18 protein-coding genes and 2 tRNA genes are annotated in these 16,280 nt (G+C 34.8%); 18 read left to right on the forward strand and 2 right to left on the reverse strand.

What is annotated here, in order from left to right:
• Positions 1-20: 20 nt before the first annotated feature.
• The 15 genes from rsxC to RRB46_RS07080 all read left to right on the forward strand — a co-directional run bounded on the left by rsxC (position 21) and on the right by RRB46_RS07080 (position 14,041).
• Positions 21-1,349 carry an electron transport complex subunit RsxC gene (gene rsxC / locus RRB46_RS07010; RefSeq protein WP_297689904.1) on the forward strand — a complete coding sequence of 443 codons (1,329 nt, stop codon included), beginning with the start codon at positions 21-23 and terminating at the stop codon, positions 1,347-1,349.
• Between the two features lie 8 nt (positions 1,350-1,357).
• Positions 1,358-2,338 (forward strand): RnfABCDGE type electron transport complex subunit D, encoded by a 981-nt coding sequence (locus tag RRB46_RS07015; RefSeq protein WP_311537996.1) that lies wholly within the window; start codon positions 1,358-1,360, stop codon positions 2,336-2,338.
• Positions 2,331-2,876, forward strand: a complete 546-nt coding sequence (locus RRB46_RS07020) for an FMN-binding protein (RefSeq protein ID WP_296128879.1) — start codon at positions 2,331-2,333, stop codon at positions 2,874-2,876. The genes RRB46_RS07015 and RRB46_RS07020 overlap by 8 nt, the downstream gene beginning before the upstream one ends.
• 8 nt (positions 2,877-2,884) lie before the next feature.
• Positions 2,885-3,508 carry an electron transport complex subunit RsxE gene (rsxE, locus tag RRB46_RS07025; RefSeq protein WP_297689898.1) on the forward strand — a complete coding sequence of 208 codons (624 nt, stop codon included), beginning with the start codon at positions 2,885-2,887 and terminating at the stop codon, positions 3,506-3,508.
• A gap of 8 nt (positions 3,509-3,516) precedes the next feature.
• Positions 3,517-4,095: an electron transport complex protein RnfA gene (locus tag RRB46_RS07030; protein ID WP_106460033.1), complete on the forward strand. Its 579-nt coding sequence runs from the start codon at positions 3,517-3,519 to the stop codon at positions 4,093-4,095.
• A 9-nt stretch (positions 4,096-4,104) separates the two neighbouring features.
• Positions 4,105-4,902, forward strand: coding sequence for an RnfABCDGE type electron transport complex subunit B (locus RRB46_RS07035; RefSeq protein ID WP_311537997.1), 798 nt, complete (start codon positions 4,105-4,107; stop codon positions 4,900-4,902).
• 218 nt (positions 4,903-5,120) lie between these two features.
• A complete protein-coding gene (locus RRB46_RS07040) occupies positions 5,121-5,510 on the forward strand; it encodes a NusG domain II-containing protein (RefSeq protein WP_297689894.1) in 390 nt (129 codons plus the stop codon).
• Positions 5,510-6,025 carry a Gx transporter family protein gene (locus tag RRB46_RS07045; RefSeq protein WP_311537998.1) on the forward strand — a complete coding sequence of 172 codons (516 nt, stop codon included), beginning with the start codon at positions 5,510-5,512 and terminating at the stop codon, positions 6,023-6,025. Before RRB46_RS07040 ends, RRB46_RS07045 begins: the two co-directional genes overlap by 1 nt.
• Positions 6,022-6,702, forward strand: a complete 681-nt coding sequence (radC, locus tag RRB46_RS07050) for a DNA repair protein RadC (protein WP_311537999.1) — start codon at positions 6,022-6,024, stop codon at positions 6,700-6,702. Before RRB46_RS07045 ends, radC begins: the two co-directional genes overlap by 4 nt.
• Positions 6,703-6,711: 9 nt before the next feature.
• Complete coding sequence (locus RRB46_RS07055; protein ID WP_297689888.1) at positions 6,712-7,722, forward strand: rod shape-determining protein; 1,011 nt, start codon at positions 6,712-6,714, stop codon at positions 7,720-7,722.
• 6 nt (positions 7,723-7,728) lie between these two features.
• Entirely contained in the window at positions 7,729-8,631 is a 903-nt protein-coding gene (mreC, locus tag RRB46_RS07060; protein WP_311538000.1) for a rod shape-determining protein MreC, read from the forward strand.
• Positions 8,624-9,115 carry a rod shape-determining protein MreD gene (gene mreD / locus RRB46_RS07065; protein ID WP_311538001.1) on the forward strand — a complete coding sequence of 164 codons (492 nt, stop codon included), beginning with the start codon at positions 8,624-8,626 and terminating at the stop codon, positions 9,113-9,115. The genes mreC and mreD overlap by 8 nt, the downstream gene beginning before the upstream one ends.
• Before the next feature lie 8 nt (positions 9,116-9,123).
• Positions 9,124-12,483, forward strand: coding sequence for a penicillin-binding transpeptidase domain-containing protein (locus tag RRB46_RS07070; protein WP_311538002.1), 3,360 nt, complete (start codon positions 9,124-9,126; stop codon positions 12,481-12,483).
• Between the two features lie 11 nt (positions 12,484-12,494).
• On the forward strand, positions 12,495-13,118 hold the full coding sequence (locus tag RRB46_RS07075; RefSeq protein ID WP_296128908.1) for a hypothetical protein: 624 nt from the start codon (positions 12,495-12,497) through the stop codon (positions 13,116-13,118).
• On the forward strand, positions 13,115-14,041 hold the full coding sequence (locus RRB46_RS07080) for a ribonuclease E/G (RefSeq protein WP_311538003.1): 927 nt from the start codon (positions 13,115-13,117) through the stop codon (positions 14,039-14,041). Before RRB46_RS07075 ends, RRB46_RS07080 begins: the two co-directional genes overlap by 4 nt.
• Here RRB46_RS07080 and RRB46_RS07085 read toward each other — a convergent pair.
• Both RRB46_RS07085 and RRB46_RS07090 read right to left on the reverse strand, forming a co-directional pair.
• A complete protein-coding gene (locus tag RRB46_RS07085) occupies positions 14,015-14,284 on the reverse strand; it encodes a GIY-YIG nuclease family protein (protein ID WP_296128912.1) in 270 nt (89 codons plus the stop codon). The two genes, RRB46_RS07080 and RRB46_RS07085, sit on opposite strands and share 27 nt — an antisense overlap.
• Positions 14,284-14,889 carry a regulatory protein RecX gene (locus RRB46_RS07090; protein ID WP_296128914.1) on the reverse strand — a complete coding sequence of 202 codons (606 nt, stop codon included), beginning with the start codon at positions 14,887-14,889 and terminating at the stop codon, positions 14,284-14,286. The genes RRB46_RS07085 and RRB46_RS07090 overlap by 1 nt, the downstream gene beginning before the upstream one ends.
• A gap of 322 nt (positions 14,890-15,211) precedes the next feature.
• Between RRB46_RS07090 and RRB46_RS07095 the strand changes: the two genes are divergently transcribed.
• From RRB46_RS07095 to pyrH, 3 genes are all read left to right on the forward strand, one after another.
• Positions 15,212-15,288: transfer RNA gene (locus RRB46_RS07095), tRNA-His, on the forward strand.
• Between the two features lies 1 nt (position 15,289).
• A tRNA-Leu gene (locus tag RRB46_RS07100) sits at positions 15,290-15,375 on the forward strand.
• Positions 15,376-15,565: 190 nt separating this feature from the next.
• Complete coding sequence (gene pyrH, locus RRB46_RS07105; protein ID WP_296128917.1) at positions 15,566-16,279, forward strand: UMP kinase; 714 nt, start codon at positions 15,566-15,568, stop codon at positions 16,277-16,279.
• Position 16,280 lies beyond the last annotated feature (1 nt).

Genomic DNA, 16,280 nt, shown 5'->3' on the forward strand with positions numbered 1-16,280 from the left:
AATAATAAAAGGAGAGAAAGATGGCAACTAATACTATGACATTTGCTCATGGTGTTAAGATGGCGGAATATAAAGAGCTAACTGAAAATAGCAGCCTTAAAACAGCTGCTATTCCAAAGCTTGTTACAATTCCACTAACTCAACACATAGGCGCACCTAGTAAGTGCATTGTCAATAAGAAAGATGAAGTTGCTGTAGGAGATTTGATTGCTAGTGCAGTTGGTAACTTCTCAGCAAACATACATTCCTCAGTGGCAGGTATTGTAAAAGACATAGTCGATATACAATCAGCCTCAGGTAAAAATACCAAGGCAGTAATAATTGACACTGAGGGCTTCGATCAAGAAAAAACTTATGTTGAATCTGAAAACGTAAACTTAAGCAAGGAAGAGATCGTAGCAAAGATTAAGGAAGCCGGAATAGTTGGTATGGGTGGAGCAGCCTTTCCTGCTCACATTAAATATTCACCAAATAAACCAGTAGATACTGTAATTGTAAATGGTGCAGAGTGCGAACCTTTTATCACCTGTGATGACTACATAATGAAAAATTATCCCCTACATATAATAAAGGGTTTAATTCAAGTACTTAAGGCAGTGGATGCCAAAAAAGGTTTTATAGCCATAGAAGATAATAAACCTAAAGCTTACGAAACTATGACAAAGGCCCTAGAAGAATTTGCGAAATCTAACAAATTCGAAGGCACTATAGAAGTAGTAAAGCTTGCGACAAAATATCCACAAGGTGATGAAAAAAGACTTATAAATGCAATCCTAGATAGGGAAGTACCATCAGGTGGACTTCCAATGGATGTAGGAGCAATTGTATCAAATATTTCTACAGTGAATGCAATTTATGAAGCACTTTTCATGGATAAACCTCTATACGAAAGAATCCTAACTGTTACAGGATCATCAGTCAAAAATCCTACAAATATGAAGGTAAGACTAGGTGTAAGCTTTGGTGAGCTTCTAGAAGAAGCTGGTGGTTCAGATGATATAGCTAAGGTTATAAATGGTGGACCAATGTGTGGTATTGCCCAACCAGATCTAACAAAACCAGTAGAAAAAGCAACTAACTGTATCCTAGTTTTAGATAGCAAGGAAGCCTTCATCGAAGACGCAGATCCTTGTATAAGATGTGGAAGATGTGTAAGTGTATGTCCGGTATTCTTACTACCAAACTACATCCACAAACACGCTCTAGATGGTAGATTTGAAAAGGCAGACCAAGAGGGCGCTCTTGATTGTATAGAATGCGGTTCATGCTCATTTGTGTGTCCTGCAAGAAGACCTTTAGTAGAAGCTATCAAATTTGCTAAGAGACAAATAAGACAGGCAGGAAAATAGGGGGAATTATGGAAAATAATAAACAATTATTAGTAACTGCTTCTCCACACCTTAGAAGTAAAAGGACAGTAGCAAATGACATGCTTGATGTTATTATTGCACTTATTCCTGCAGGAGCTGTCGGAATTTACTACTTTGGTTACAGGGCCCTAGTATTAATACTAGCATCAGTAATAACCTGTGTTCTATCAGAAGCAGCCTTTAATAAATTAACAAAGAGAAAAAATACAATAAAAGATTTATCAGCAGTTGTAACAGGTATTTTATTAGCCTACAACGTGCCATTTACTTTACCAGTTTGGCAAATAGTGATAGGTTCAATGTTTGCTATAATCGTTGCAAAGATGTTCTATGGCGGAATTGGTCAAAATATTGTAAACCCAGCCCTTGCAGCTAGAGCCTTCCTAATGGCTTCTTGGTCAGATACAATGACAAATTTCGTGCCAACTGAAAGAGTTGCAACTCTAAAAACTATAAGCGATGTATCAATGGTTTCTCAAGCAACACCATTATCAGATCCAAAAGCTTACAGCCTAATGGATTTATTTATCGGACACATTCCAGGATGTATTGGTGAGATTAGTGCTATAGCCCTACTTATAGGTGCAGGATACTTACTATTTAGAAAAGTAATCCATATAAGAATCCCACTTACATATATAGTTACAACAACAGTCCTACTTGCAATATTTGGTAAGGGCTTTGATGTCAATTATTTACTAAGTCAAATCTTATCAGGTGGTCTAATCCTAGGTGCTTTCTTTATGGCAACAGATTATACTACAGCTCCAATAACTCCTAAAGGACAAATAGTATTTGCCTTTGGTTGTGGTTTCTTAACAGCAGTTATAAGACTATGGGGCGGATATCCAGAAGGTGTATCTTACTCAATCCTACTAATGAACCTCTTAGTACCAGTTATTGAAAAATATACAAGAGATAGGATTTTTGGTAAAGCAAAAGCTAAAAAAGGAGGGGAAAATGAATAAGAGTCTTAAATTAGGTATAAAATTACTATTAATAACATCAGTAACTGCCCTAGCCCTTGCTTTTACAAACAATATGACTTCTCCAATCATAGAAGCTCGTAAACAAGAAGAGCTAAAAGAATCCCTTGCTATAGTTTATAAAGCAGATTCCTATGAGCCAGTAGAAGTAGCAGATAAGCCAGACACCATCCAAGAAGTATACAAGGCAAAAGGAGAAAGTGGCGATGGATATGTATTCCAAATCCAATCTCCAGGCGGTTACGGCGGCGATATACAATTCTTAATTGGTGTTGATAGTGACCATAATATAACAGGATTTGCTCCACTAAGCCATTCAGAGTCAGCAGGCTTTGGTAAACAGATGGAAGAAGATTTCTTCAAAGAAGGAATGGTCGGAGTAAATATGGACAGTGAAGTTAAGGCATCAGCCTCAGGTGGGGAAAATGAAATAGTTGGCATCTCAGGTGCTACAATTTCTACTACTACTATCCTTAGAGGTATCAACGATGCAAGAGAAGTTCTCTCTAAATTAGAATAGGAGCTATCATGGCAAAAGAAAATAAAAAAGAAAAGGTAAATTTTGGTAAAATATTTACCGATGGAATCATAAAAAACAACCCTGTCCTTGTACAGATGGTTGGTATGTGTTCTGTACTAGCCATATCTTCATCCTTAACTAATGCTGTAGGTATGGGAGTATCAGTAACCTTCGTACTTGTAATGAGTAACTTAGTAATATCCTTACTACGTAACTTCATATCAGATGAAATAAGAATACCTTCTTTCATCGTAGTTATAGCAGGCTTTGTAACCATTGTTCAAATGCTAATAAAGGCCTATGCACCAGCCCTTGATCAGTCTTTGGGTATCTTTATACCACTAATAGTAGTAAATTGTATCATCCTTGCTCGTGCAGAAGGATTTGCATCACAAAATGGACCAATCGCATCAATAGTAGATGGTATCAGCCAAGGTATAGGCTATACTATTGCTATATCAATACTTGCCTTCTTTAGAGAATTATTAGGAGCAGGTACACTTTTTGGCATGGCAATCTTACCAGAAGAATACACTATAGGATTTATGCTTCAACCAGCATCATCATTTATAGTACTTGGAATGATTTATGCAGCCTTCCATGCGATTACAAACAAGAAGAAAGCTAGATAGGAGTTATCATGCTAGTAGAATTATTTAAAATCATAATAGCAACTATATTTGTATCAAACTACGTACTTGGACAATTCTTAGGTATTTGTCCAACCCTAGGTGTTACAAGTAAGGTTGAGACTGCTAGAGGAATGGGTTTTGCGGTAATATTTGTAATAGTACTTGCAACAATTATAACTTGGTTTATCCAATATTACATATTAGAGGCCTTTAATGTACAATACCTACAAACAGTAGTATTTATCTTGGTTATAGCAACTCTAGTTCAATCAGTAGAAACAGTAATGAAAAAATCAATGCCTGCCCTTTATGGAGCTTTGGGTGTTTATCTACCACTAATCACAACCAACTGCGTGGTTCTTGGTGTAGCAATCAAAACAATAGACTTATCTTATAACTTAGTAGAAGCAACAGTATATGCCTTTGCATCATCAATAGGATTTATGCTAGCAATCATGATCCTAGCTTACCTAAGAGAAAAGACAGAATATAACAACGTTCCTGAGTCATTTAAGGGAGCTCCACTCTCTTTAATAACCCTAGGTCTAATGGCTATAGCCTTCATGGGCTTTGCAGGTTTAGCATAGGAGGAAGCGATGAATTTATTATTACCAATGGCAATACTCGCCGTAATGGGTTTTATATTTGCGGTAGCATTAGGATTTATCTCAGATAAATTCCACGTAGAAAAATCAGTCAAAGAAGCAGCAGTTAGGGATGCCCTACCAGGCGCTAACTGTGGTGCTTGTGGTTATCCTGGTTGTGATGGACTTGCAGCAGCCATAGCAAAAGGTGAAGCAGAAGTGAATGCCTGCGCTATAGGCGGACCAAACACTATAGCAGCAGTAGCAGCTGCAATGGGTGTAGAAGCTACAGCATCAGACGATAGAAAAGTAGCTATAGTAAAATGTAATGGTACTACAGAAGCTGCTAAAGATAAATTTGCCTACCAAGGTCTAGAAGACTGTAGGGCACAAATTGCCCTATTCGGTGGTAAAAAAGCTTGTAACTATGGATGTATAGGATGCGGCACTTGTGAAAAAACCTGCCCATTTGATGCAATACATATCGTAGATGGCGTTGCCCTAGTAGATAGAGAAAAATGTGTAGCTTGTGGCAAGTGCGTAGACGTATGTCCAAAAAATATAATCGAGCTTATACCATTTTCACAAAAACAAGTAGTCCTTTGCTCATCCCATGACAAGGGTAAAGATGCAAGAGCAAACTGCTCCAATTCATGTATAGGTTGTACAATTTGTGCAAAGACCTATCCTGAAGCATTTGCAATGGATAACTTCCTATCAAAAGAAGTTCACGGTGATGAATTTGATATGGAATTATTAAAGACAGCATGTGAAAAATGTCCAAATAAATGTATAACAATAAATGAATAAAAACGAAGCCTGTGGCAACCATTTTGATAAAGTTAATTCCTACATAGGAAAATATTAAAATATATAACTACAAAGCATTCTTATACTTTATCAAAATCGGAAGCCCTGGCTTCTTTTTTTATCTTCAATTTTACATAGAAAATCCTAGTTTTATAGGGTAAAAAGCATATAATATTATAATTGAGTAAAATTATAATATTTATAGAAGGGATATATAGATGAAGATAAAAAAAGGTGATATAATCGTAATAGTCGGACTTCTGTGTCTGTCTTTAGGATTTAATTTTTTGATATATAAAGCAAGCCAAAAGTATGATGGTGACATATTGGTAGTTGAACAAGATGGGAAGGTAATAGAAAGACTTCCTCTAGAAAAAGATGGAGAATATATAGCAAGGTACGGTGGCCATTATAATAAGATAGAAATAAAGGATGGCAAGGCCAAGGTAGTTGAAGCTGATTGCCTTGATCAAATTTGTACCCATATGCACGCCATCTCAAAAGAAGGCGAAACAATTATATGTCTTCCTCACAGGCTCTTTCTTGAAGTAGAAGAAAGTGATAAAAAAAACCAGAAGGAAGAAAAAATTGATAAGGTGGTAAGATAATGAATACTAAAAAGTTAACAAATATGGCCCTTCTCTTAGCCCTTGCCCTAGTTATATCAGTTGTTGAATTACAAATTCCAATGCCTCTTCCTGTTCCAGGTGCAAAACTTGGACTTTCTAATATAATAATACTAGTAAGTCTTTATTTTTATGGATTTAAGGCAAGTCTTACAATTTCCATATTAAAATCCTTCATGCTGGTTTTAATAACAGGTGCGGTTACTTCATTCTTTTATTCAGCGGCAGGAGCGGTTTTATCGACGATTGCCATGGTAATCGCTTTAAAGTTTCATGATAAACTATTTTCTTTTATAGGCGTAAGTGAAATAGGTGCCTTTGCCCACAATTTAGGACAGATAATCGTATCTACAATAGTGATGGAAAATATAAAAATGTTTTATTACCTTCCACTCCTAGTATTTATTGGGACCTTTACAGGATTTTTTGTAGGCCTTTCATCCAACTTTATAATAAAGCATATGAAAAAACTAGATATTGGAGAAAAGCTTAAGTGAAAAAAACTATAAAGCAGATGAAGGAATCTGATAGACCTATAGAAAAATTAATAGAATCTGGCTTCGAGGCTCTGACAAATACAGAGCTTCTGGCCATTATTTTACAAACTGGAACAAGCGAGAAAAATGCCCTAGAACTTGCTGGAGAAATTCTAGATGCTTTTTCTACAGAAGACCTCCTTCAAATAGATGTAAGAGATCTTACAAAAATTAAGGGAATAAAGGAAGCAAAGGCTACTAAGGTAATAGCTAGCCTTCAGCTTGGAAAGAGGCTTAAGGAAGAATACCTGAATAGAAAATATGACAAGATTACATCTAATGAAGATGTCTACCAAATGTTTAGAAATATGCTTGCCATGGAAGATAGGGAGCATTTTTACATAGTTTTATTAAATAATAAAAATATGGTTATAGGTAAGGAATTAATATCTATAGGTGACTTAAATTCATCCATAGTCAACCCTAGGGAGGTTTTTAAGAAGGCTATAAAAAAGAGTGCCAAGTCTATTATATTAGTTCACAACCATCCATCAGGCAATCCAGACCCATCTAAGGCTGATATTATGGTTACAAGAAGGCTCATAGATGCTGGAGAAATACTTGATATAAATGTGCTTGACCATATTATAATTGGTCACACTGATTATGTATCTTTAAAAAGAGATAATTATATATAGGAGAATATTATGAAATTAAAGTTAATTGCTACAGATTTTGCCATAGACCTTGGTACTAGCAATATTTTAGTTTATAAAAAAGGCGAGGGTCTAATTATAAATGAACCATCAAGCTTAGTCCTTGATGATAACTATCAAAAAGTTTTGGCAGTAGGCCAAGAAGCCAAGGATATGCTAGGTAAGACCCACCAGGATATACAGGTTGTAAAACCAATTAAAAACGGGGTGATAACAGACTTTAACCTCACTGAAGCCATGTTAAATTACTTCTTTGAAAAAGTAAATGAAGGCTTTAGCTTTATCCAACCAAAGGTTGTAATAGTAATCCCATCTGGGATAACAGATATACAAAAAAGAGCGGTAGAAGATGCGGCTCTCCATGCAGGCAGCAGGGATATAATCCTTGTAGATGAGTCTCTAGCTTGTGCATATGGAATGAACCTATCACCAGAAGAATCTAAGGGTATTTTACTGATAAATATGGGAGCTGGAACAAGCCAGGTAGCAGTAATTTCCCTAAATGGGATCGTAACATCAAAGACTATCAATAAGGGCGGCGATTATTTAGACGAAAAAATCGTAACTTATTTTAGGGAAAATAAAAATCTAGAAATTGGTAAAAACACAGCAGAAAAAATTAAAATCAAATTAGCTAGCCTAAAGGTAAAAGATGCTAATATGGAAATGTCTGTCGACGGAAGAGACTTAATCGATTCTAAGCCAAGGACAGAAATGATAAAATCAAACGAGCTCGTTTCAACAATTTTGCCTTTTGCTGATGAGATATGTGATATGGTCTATGAAGTCCTTGAAAAAACTCCTCCAGAAATATCAGCTGATATTAAGAAAAATGGTTTTGGTCTATCAGGATCCTTATCACAACTAGCTGGTATGGCTGAATACATCGAAAAGAAAATAGGTCTTAAATCATACCATTCAGAAGACCCAAGCACAGATGCAATCTTAGGTGCAGGTATGATTTTAGAAAATCCTGAAAAATTTATGAAGTATCGTAAGTAGGTTATTATGGCATATAAAAGAGTAAAAAAAGAAAAAACACCATATATAATAACTATCATAAGTCTTTTGGTAGTAATATTGATATCAAGCCAAGTAGACGGACTTTCAAAAACTGGATCAAACATAGCAAACACTATTTTAAAGCCAATAGAAAGTGTAACTTATTCGATTTCATCTGCCATAATAGACCAGCTCGAAAGAACAATTGGATCTAAAGAAACCAGGTCTGAAGTTCTAAGACTTGAGGCAGAAAATAGAGCCCTAGTTATGGAAAATGCAAGGTACGCTACAGCTATAAATAGGAGCGACTTCTTAAAGAATGAAGCAGAAGCTACAAAGGGTTCAGACAATAAGTATATAAAGGCAAAACTAATAAATACAGATGTAAACTCCATGACCACCCACTTTAACATAGATAAGGGCAAGGTCGATGGGATTGAGAAAAATGACATAATCCTTCAGGCTGTTGGAGATAGCAAGTTTTATACAGGTCTTGTAGGAAAGGTTACAGAAGTTTATCAAACTACAGCCAGAGTTGAAACCATAAATTCAAGCCAAAATGACGTCTCCTTTGTAAATGCAAATTCAGGAGACTATGGAGTCATCGATAGGTTTGATAAAAATACCATCCAAGGCTATATGCTTGATATAGAAAGCAAGATAGAAGAGAAGGATATACTTCTTACAAGCGGACTAGGTGGTATATATCCATATGGTATATATATAGGAAGGGTTGCAACAGTAACCATGACCCAAGACTCCCTAAGAAAGAATATTACAATAAATTCACCAGTTGATTTTTCACATCTTTATAGGGTTTTGGTCTTAAAAAGTTCTAACAATTACAATTTAGATGAAAAACCAGCTAGCCAACAGACTAAGCAAAAGGAAGGAGAAATTCATGAATAAATTTAAGAGCTTTTTGATTTTATTTATAACCTTCGTTTTGCAAACATCAATTTTTGCAAAAATTGACATACTAGGAGCAAATGTTAATATAATAATACCAGCGGTAATAGCCCTTTCTCAGATCTTGCCAGATAAGACAGGAAGGGTAGGAGGCCTAATAGTAGGACTTGTAGAAGATTTCCTATTCACCCAGTTAGTGGGAGTGAGGGCACTTTCTTACTACCTAATAGGCCTATTTTCTGGAGGACATATAATAAAAGTATCAAAGGATAAGACCAAGGGCTTTATAATTTGTTTGATTGCAAGTTTGTTTAATTTCTTGCTAGTAAATGGTATATATTATGTATTTGGCAAATCAATCTTATCAATAGCAGATTATCTTGGACTTGAAATCTTTATTGAAGCCATCCTAAACTCCCTAGTATATCTAATTTATTATTATCTGATAAAGAAAATAATGTATATACCAACTTATAGAATTTAGAGGAATATATGCGCGATAAAAAAGAGAATAGACTTATCTTTATTCAAGTAGTAGTCATAGCCTTGATGCTAGTGATAGGAGTAAGACTATTTAATGTAATGGTCTCAAAAGGGGATTATTACAGAGACCTATCTGACAATAGAAAGGTCAAAGAAGTCGATGAGCTAGCAAGCAGGGGTAATATCTACGATAGAAATGGCAAGCTTTTAGCAAGCTCAATTCCATCCTTTGCCATAAAACTTTATAAGGATGAGCTTATGGCAATAGATGCAGATAAGAGACAAAGCCTCATATCAGACCTTGTAGATATACTTGAAGAAGATGGAGTTAATTATACAGAAGACTTCAATATAAAACTAAACACCTTCAAATATAAGGACTTTAAAGATTATTTTAGTCAAAAAGAAATGCCAATTGAAAAGGTAGTTGATACAATCATTGACAATGAGCTAGTAGATGATTTCCTATTTTCCTTTTATGAAAAAGATGGAATGAAATATGAGACTGTAAATACAGCCATCCTTGCCCTTAAAAAGAGGGGAATAGATATACCAGCCCACGCAAGTCAAGTAAATGGCAACCTAAAGATAGAATATAAGAAAAATTACGAGAAAAAGTTAGCATCAATTAGTTTTACAAAAGATGATGATGTAAGAGATGTAATCATAGATTCTGTAGGCAACGATAGGTCAGTACTCCTATCTGTCTTACAAAACTCACACGCTAGACTATTAGCCTATGAGCTTCTAGACTCAAACAAGCTTTTAGGAAAGCTAAGCATGGACCAATACGCCATAAAGGCTGATCAGGATTTGGTGGAGAAAAAAGCAAGACTACATAAGGTCTTTGACAAGATAAGCCTTGATTCAACACCAGCTGATGACTTTTATGAAATAGTAAAAAATGCCACAATAAGCGATGTCCTAACATCAGCTATGGTTGATGATAAGGGAGCCTATGTAATTCCGGCCAATATGCTTATTGAACAACTTGAAAATAAGGGCATCTATGCAAACTTTGAAACAGAAGTCATAACTGAGTCAAAAGATGATAAGAACCAATATTCAGTAGATCTGAGGTTTAGAAATCCTCAAGCAGGGTCAGCGGTAGATGAGCTTGTAAGACTTGCTGATGAAAATGGACTTCTAAAGCCACTTCTCTTATCAGAATATGTTAAATATATGGCTCAAAATGCCAATACAAGAAGTAATATTTATCCAAATATTGATATAACTGAAGATGATCCAAAAGATTGGTCATATACCTTTACAACAGATAAAAAAGATTTCTACACCTACTATGCAAGTAAGGATAAGACAAATTCTATAAAAGAAACTGTTGATATACTCATGAATGAAAAAAGCGGTGAGCAAGTCCTAAAATATCTTAAAAAGGTTGCAAAACTTGAGGACTATAGCGATGTAGAAGCTGTAGGAATACTCACCATAGATAACACCTTAAATCGCCAAGGAAACTTTGGCTATAGGCCAATAAATATTGTATACAACCTAGATGAGTCAACCGTTTTAAAAATCGAAGAAAAAATTGATTCAGCTTCAGGAATAGTAGTTGAGACCATCCCAATAAGATCCTATCCAAATAGAAATCTTGCCAGCCACGTGCTTGGTTATATGGGACCAATTGCAACACCAGAAGAAGTAGATAAGTATGTAAAAGAGAGAAATTACCTAAGAGATGAAATAATTGGTAAGACAGGTATAGAAGAATCCTACCAAGACAACTTAAAGGGTAAAAATGGTAGGTCACTTGTGACAGTCGATTCAGCAGGAAATAGGCGACAGTTAATATCACAGACAAAATCTGAACCAGGTGATGATGTCTACCTATCAATAGATGCTAAGCTTCAAAAGCAAGCCGAAGATTCCCTAAAAGGAGTCCTTGAAGCCCTAAGAGAAACAGGTTTTTATGAATCAGAATATGGGTCATTTAGACCACTAAAATTAGCACCGCATGCAGAAAGTGGGGCTGTTGTAGTATCTGATGTTAAAACAGGAGAGGTTTTAGCCCTAGCTTCATATCCAAACTATGATCCAAACCTCTTTTCTACAGGTATTTCCCAATCAGATTGGGAAGCCTTGCAAGTAGAAGAAAGCGATGGACCGCTAGCCCCAAGACCAATGCTAAATATAGCAACTCAAACTGCGGTAATGCCAGGTTCAACCTTTAAGCTTGTAACAGCCCTAGCAGCCCTAGAAAAAGGTCTAGACCCTCTAGCAGTAAATAATTGTCACGGTTTTATGGATATAGGAAATAGGAGATTTTCTTGCCTAATCTATACAGAAACAGGTACAACCCACGGAGAAGAAAATCTCTATGGTGCCATAAGAGATTCATGTAACTATTATTTCTACACCCTAGCCTTAGGAGAAAATCCAGAAGATGGTGATTCTCTAGGAACAAAGCTTGAGCTAAATGATATAAGACTAGCTGCAGAAATGCTAGGTCTTGATAAGGAAACAGGGATAGAAATCAATATTCCAAAAGAAGCCAAGGGCAATGTTCCTTCAATTGGTAAGAAGGTAGAAGTAACCAAGTTAATGTTAAAAGATTACCTAGAAAAAAACCTAACCCTCTTCATAAAAGAAGGAGTAAAAAAGACAAAAGAAGAATATGACCAGGACATAAAGGATATAGTCAAATTTACAGATAATCCAAAAGAATGGTCAAGGAAGGCCATAATAGATTTCTTTGATGAAAGAGGCTATGATCCACTAATGGTGCCAGAAGGACAGAGAGCAGGCCTAGCCGATACCATTAAATACACCTATTTAAATCAAGCTGTTTGGGATATAACAGATATGCTAAATATAGTAATAGGCCAAGGCCAAAACTCCTACACACCTATCCAGATGAATAGGGCCATAGCAACACTTACAAATGGAGGATATTTAAATAAATTCACGCTAATCAACAAGATTAAAAATCACGATTCTGGTGAAGTGCTCTTTGAAAATGTTCCTGAGCATCAAAGAATAGATATAAAAGATCCAAAATATTTGGAAGATATCAAATATGGTACCCTCCTAGTAAGCCAAAAAAATGCTGTCCTAAATCAATTGCCAGTAGACATTGGTATAAAAACTGGTACAGCAGAAGTAGAAGGTCAAAACCCAGATGGAACAGACTATGACACCTACGCATGGATGGTAGGATTTGCTCCTTATGACAATCCAGAAATAGCCATATCTATAGTCCTAACTCAGGGTGATACTTCATACAATGCATCTCCGATAATGAGAGACATAATAGCAAGGTACTTTGACCTCAATATAGAAATGATAAATGCAGAGCCAACAGAAGAAGACATTAGAAACCTGGGAGAATCTGCAAATGGTCATAATCAATAAAGGATGTTTTTATGAAAATATATTTAATAAATGGTGAAAATAATATAGGAAAGACAGATTTTGCAGTAAATCTTTCTGAAAGACTTTCCCAAAAAGATAAGGTAGTACTCACTTCATTTTTTAGGGATGAGAAAAAAAACCTAGAAGACTTTTTTGGCAAGGATGGAATGGTAAGCTACGATATAGCTGACTATTTCCTAGGACTTGCGGGTCTTGATAGGGTAGTAGTAAATGAAAATACAAACCTTAGCTTCATAATTCCCCCTCTAATCGAAGATAAATATGATTTTAAGGTAGAAGATGTCTACACTTTAATAGACACTTTAGATGCAGATATAGTAATAATTGATAACCTTGACCTAGATATAAAGGGCGCAATAAAAATCGACATAATATCTGAAAATGATATAGACAAAGACTTAAACTCAGATTATTTCTTTATAAACAAGGCCTCACAAGACTTTGATGTAAGAAACTATAAGGATAAAATCGACGGCAAAAAGCCTAAATATTTAGGAACAGTCAAGGAAAATGAATTCTTCAAAAATGTAATAGAAAATCTTTTGGCAGATAAAAATGAAGAGATACCAAGCCTTGGATTTTTTGAAAAATTAAAGAAAATTTTTAAAAAATGAGAAATATTTATATAGACCCTAAAGAAAAAATAATATTAAGGGAAGAAGATAAGAGAGTTATGGAAGTCATATTCTATGACTCTCTTCTTAATAATATCTACAGGGGCAAAATTGTCAACAAAATAGATAGCCTGTCTTCATATTTTGTAGAGATAAGTGATGATGAAAATTTATTTTTAAAATCAAGTCTTTCATATGCTATAGGGGACAATGCCATAGTAGAATATGTAAGAGTACCTGCTAATGGCAAGCTAGGGCTTGCTAGCGAAAATTTCATCCTAGAAAATGAATCCTATAAGCTATCAAGGTATCCCTTAAAGGCCAAGGCTAAGCGTAAGGCAGGTAAGAAAAAAGATGACATCTTATTTAAAGAACTAAATGAGAAAAAAGCCTGGCTGATAAATCAAGAAAAATTCTACCCTAGTCCGAAACTTCTTATAGAAAATTCCATCAAGGATTCTTACCTTAAAAAATATGAATCTTATAAGATAAGTGAGATAGATATAAGAAATTCATTGGTTTTTACAAACTTGATCAAGAACTTAAAAGAAAGTAAACTAGCCTACAAGGACTTATCCATAATAATAGATGAGCTCGAAACCCTAACAGTAATAGATGTAAACACAGGAAGCCGCAAGTCAAAAATGCAAAAAGAAGATTTTTTGTTAGGAATAAATCTAGAGCTAATAGATTTTATAGCCTACAATCTTAAGTTAAGAAATATAGGTGGCATGTGCTTAATAGATTTTTTAAGGGTTAATAATCAAGAAAAAATCACAGACGAAATGCAAAAAGCTATAGAAAAATATCAAATAGAAGCAGAAATCTTTGGCTTTACAAAGATGGGTTTATTTGAAATATCCATAAAAAGAAGAGGAGATAGTCTAAAAAAAGCCTTAAGAAAGAGAAAGCTCATTTCTTAGGGCAAACTTTTGGACTAGGTCCTCTTTTTTCTTTTTTGATAATTTTTTAAGCCTAGCTTCAAGCCTAAGGCCAATAGATTTGCTATCAACTCTCCTATAAAAAACTATGCTAACAGGTAGCCTAGATCTAGTGTACTTTGCTCCCTTGCCGGTATTATGGACCTCAATTCTCTTATCAAGGTCATTAGTATAGCCCGTATAAAGGCTATTATCAGAACATCTTACCATATAAACAAAATGCATTATTTAAATCTTTCATCAAGAACCCTATTGATTATATCAATATCGAAGCCCTTGCCAGCCAAATGCCTAAAGACCTTTTGCCTATTTTCAAAAGAATAATCATCCTTAATCTTCTTATCGGCAAAAAAACTAGCCTTTTCAAGCTCTCTGTCATCATCAACAAGACCTATGTATTCTTCAATAAGCCTATCATCCACATGTTTTAACTTAAGCATGTAAGAAATTTTATTCCTAGACCACCTAGAAATCTCATCCTTATCGGTAATAAAAGATTTAACATAAGCATCATCATCTAAAAAGCCATAAGAATCTAAAAATTCAATAACCCTATCGATAACATCATTAGAAAACTTCTTTTCAGCAAGCTTCTTTTTTATTTCATAGGTAGATTTTTGAGAATAGGATATTTTAGACAGAGCAAAATTTTTAGCCCTGTTATACTCATCGTTAGCCAAGATTTTCTTATAGGTATCAAAGTCTAACTCTTCATCCTTTTCTAGATTAAGCTTATAATATAAATCATAATCTACAAAGAATCTCTCATTAGAAATACTTAGTCTTATTAAATTATATTTATCTGAATACTCAATCTTTTCTATAATCATTGCATAGATAGTATTGCATTATAGATCAGTGGAGCAATCATAGCTATAGCAATAATGATAGCAAATAGTTTTAAAATAAACTTTCTTGTATTTTTCATAATTCACCTCTCTTGATATTCTACTTCAAAAGATAAAAAAAGAAAATGAAGAAAAAATTTGCATTATTTTTAAAATCGTGGTATTATATTTATTGTCAGTGAGAGAGCTAAACTTCTTACACAAATATTATTTTAATAAAAATTAAAAAAATATTTGACAAAACAAAATAAAAGTTGTATACTGTAATAGTCAGTGAGACATTAGTAGAGAACAACTTAGCGTGGTGGGTATAGTCCAGTTGGTTACGACACCTGGTTGTGGCCCAGGAGAGCGTGAGTTCGAATCTCACTACTCACCCCATGCGGGATTGGCGGAATTGGCAGACGCGCTAGACTTAGGATCTAGTGAGAATTTCTCGTGAAGGTTCGACTCCTTTATCCCGCACCAAACTACAGACGTTTGAGATAACGTCTTTTTTTGTGTCTATTTTTAATTTTCAAATAAAAGATGACTTTTCATTATATTTATGATAAAATATACATATAAACTTATTTTCAAATATTTTGCAAAAAATCGTTTTTGCACTTTTAATTTTTGCTAAAATAGTTTATACTTTATATAAGCTAGGAGGAATATTTTGCAAGATTTTAAAAGAATTGTATTAAAGTTAAGTGGAGAAGCTTTATCTGGCAAGGCTGGTTTTGGCTTTGATGATGAAGTTATTGATAACATTTGTACTAATATTAAGACTTTATCCCTAAGAGGAATTGAGGTTGCTATTGTTGTTGGCGGAGGCAATTTCTGGAGAGGTAGGTCTGGTACAAATATCGACAGGGCAAGCTCTGATAATATAGGTATGCTTGGCACTGTTATGAATGGACTAAGAATTCAAGGCACCCTTGAAGAAATGGGACTTGATACCAGGCTAATGACAGCAATTTCTATGACTGAAGTGGCAGAGCCTTATATAAGAAGAAGGGCCATTAGGCACCTTGAAAAGGGTAGGATTGTAATTTTCTCTGCTGGTACTGGATTACCTTATTTTTCAACAGATACTACAGCAAGCCTTAGGGCGCTAGAGATTGATGCGGATGTTATTCTTTTAGGTAAAACTGGTACCGACGGCATTTATGATAAGGATCCAAATGTCTATGATGATGCGGTGAAATTTGATAAGTTAACCTATAAGGAAATCCTACAAAGAGAGCTTAAGATAATGGACACAACTGCTACATCCTTGTGTATGGATAATGATATGCCACTTATAGTCTTTAATATTGATGACCCATCTAATATGGTAAAAGTATTTGAAAATCAAGATTTAGGTACAAGAGTAAAGGAGAGTTTTTAAT

Origin of the sequence: uncultured Anaerococcus sp. (assembly GCF_963512375.1) — a bacterium.
Taxonomy (GTDB): domain Bacteria; phylum Bacillota; class Clostridia; order Tissierellales; family Peptoniphilaceae; genus Anaerococcus.

Excerpts from the sequence above, each read along its gene's own strand:
- RRB46_RS07040 (WP_297689894.1), top strand. The coding sequence starts at position 5,121 with ATGAAGATAAAAAAAGGTGATATAATCGTAATAGTCGGACTTCTGTGT.
- RRB46_RS07035 (WP_311537997.1), top strand. The coding sequence starts at position 4,105 with ATGAATTTATTATTACCAATGGCAATACTCGCCGTAATGGGTTTTATA.
- RRB46_RS07075 (WP_296128908.1), top strand. The coding sequence starts at position 12,495 with ATGAAAATATATTTAATAAATGGTGAAAATAATATAGGAAAGACAGAT.
- rsxE (WP_297689898.1), top strand. The coding sequence starts at position 2,885 with ATGGCAAAAGAAAATAAAAAAGAAAAGGTAAATTTTGGTAAAATATTT.
- RRB46_RS07045 (WP_311537998.1), top strand. The coding sequence starts at position 5,510 with ATGAATACTAAAAAGTTAACAAATATGGCCCTTCTCTTAGCCCTTGCC.
- mreD (WP_311538001.1), top strand. The coding sequence starts at position 8,624 with ATGAATAAATTTAAGAGCTTTTTGATTTTATTTATAACCTTCGTTTTG.
- RRB46_RS07020 (WP_296128879.1), top strand. The coding sequence starts at position 2,331 with ATGAATAAGAGTCTTAAATTAGGTATAAAATTACTATTAATAACATCA.
- mreC (WP_311538000.1), top strand. The coding sequence starts at position 7,729 with ATGGCATATAAAAGAGTAAAAAAAGAAAAAACACCATATATAATAACT.
- RRB46_RS07085 (WP_296128912.1), bottom strand. The coding sequence starts at position 14,284 with ATGCATTTTGTTTATATGGTAAGATGTTCTGATAATAGCCTTTATACG.
- RRB46_RS07090 (WP_296128914.1), bottom strand. The coding sequence starts at position 14,889 with ATGATTATAGAAAAGATTGAGTATTCAGATAAATATAATTTAATAAGA.
- RRB46_RS07015 (WP_311537996.1), top strand. The coding sequence starts at position 1,358 with ATGGAAAATAATAAACAATTATTAGTAACTGCTTCTCCACACCTTAGA.
- RRB46_RS07070 (WP_311538002.1), top strand. The coding sequence starts at position 9,124 with ATGCGCGATAAAAAAGAGAATAGACTTATCTTTATTCAAGTAGTAGTC.
- RRB46_RS07055 (WP_297689888.1), top strand. The coding sequence starts at position 6,712 with ATGAAATTAAAGTTAATTGCTACAGATTTTGCCATAGACCTTGGTACT.
- RRB46_RS07030 (WP_106460033.1), top strand. The coding sequence starts at position 3,517 with ATGCTAGTAGAATTATTTAAAATCATAATAGCAACTATATTTGTATCA.
- RRB46_RS07080 (WP_311538003.1), top strand. The coding sequence starts at position 13,115 with ATGAGAAATATTTATATAGACCCTAAAGAAAAAATAATATTAAGGGAA.
- rsxC (WP_297689904.1), top strand. The coding sequence starts at position 21 with ATGGCAACTAATACTATGACATTTGCTCATGGTGTTAAGATGGCGGAA.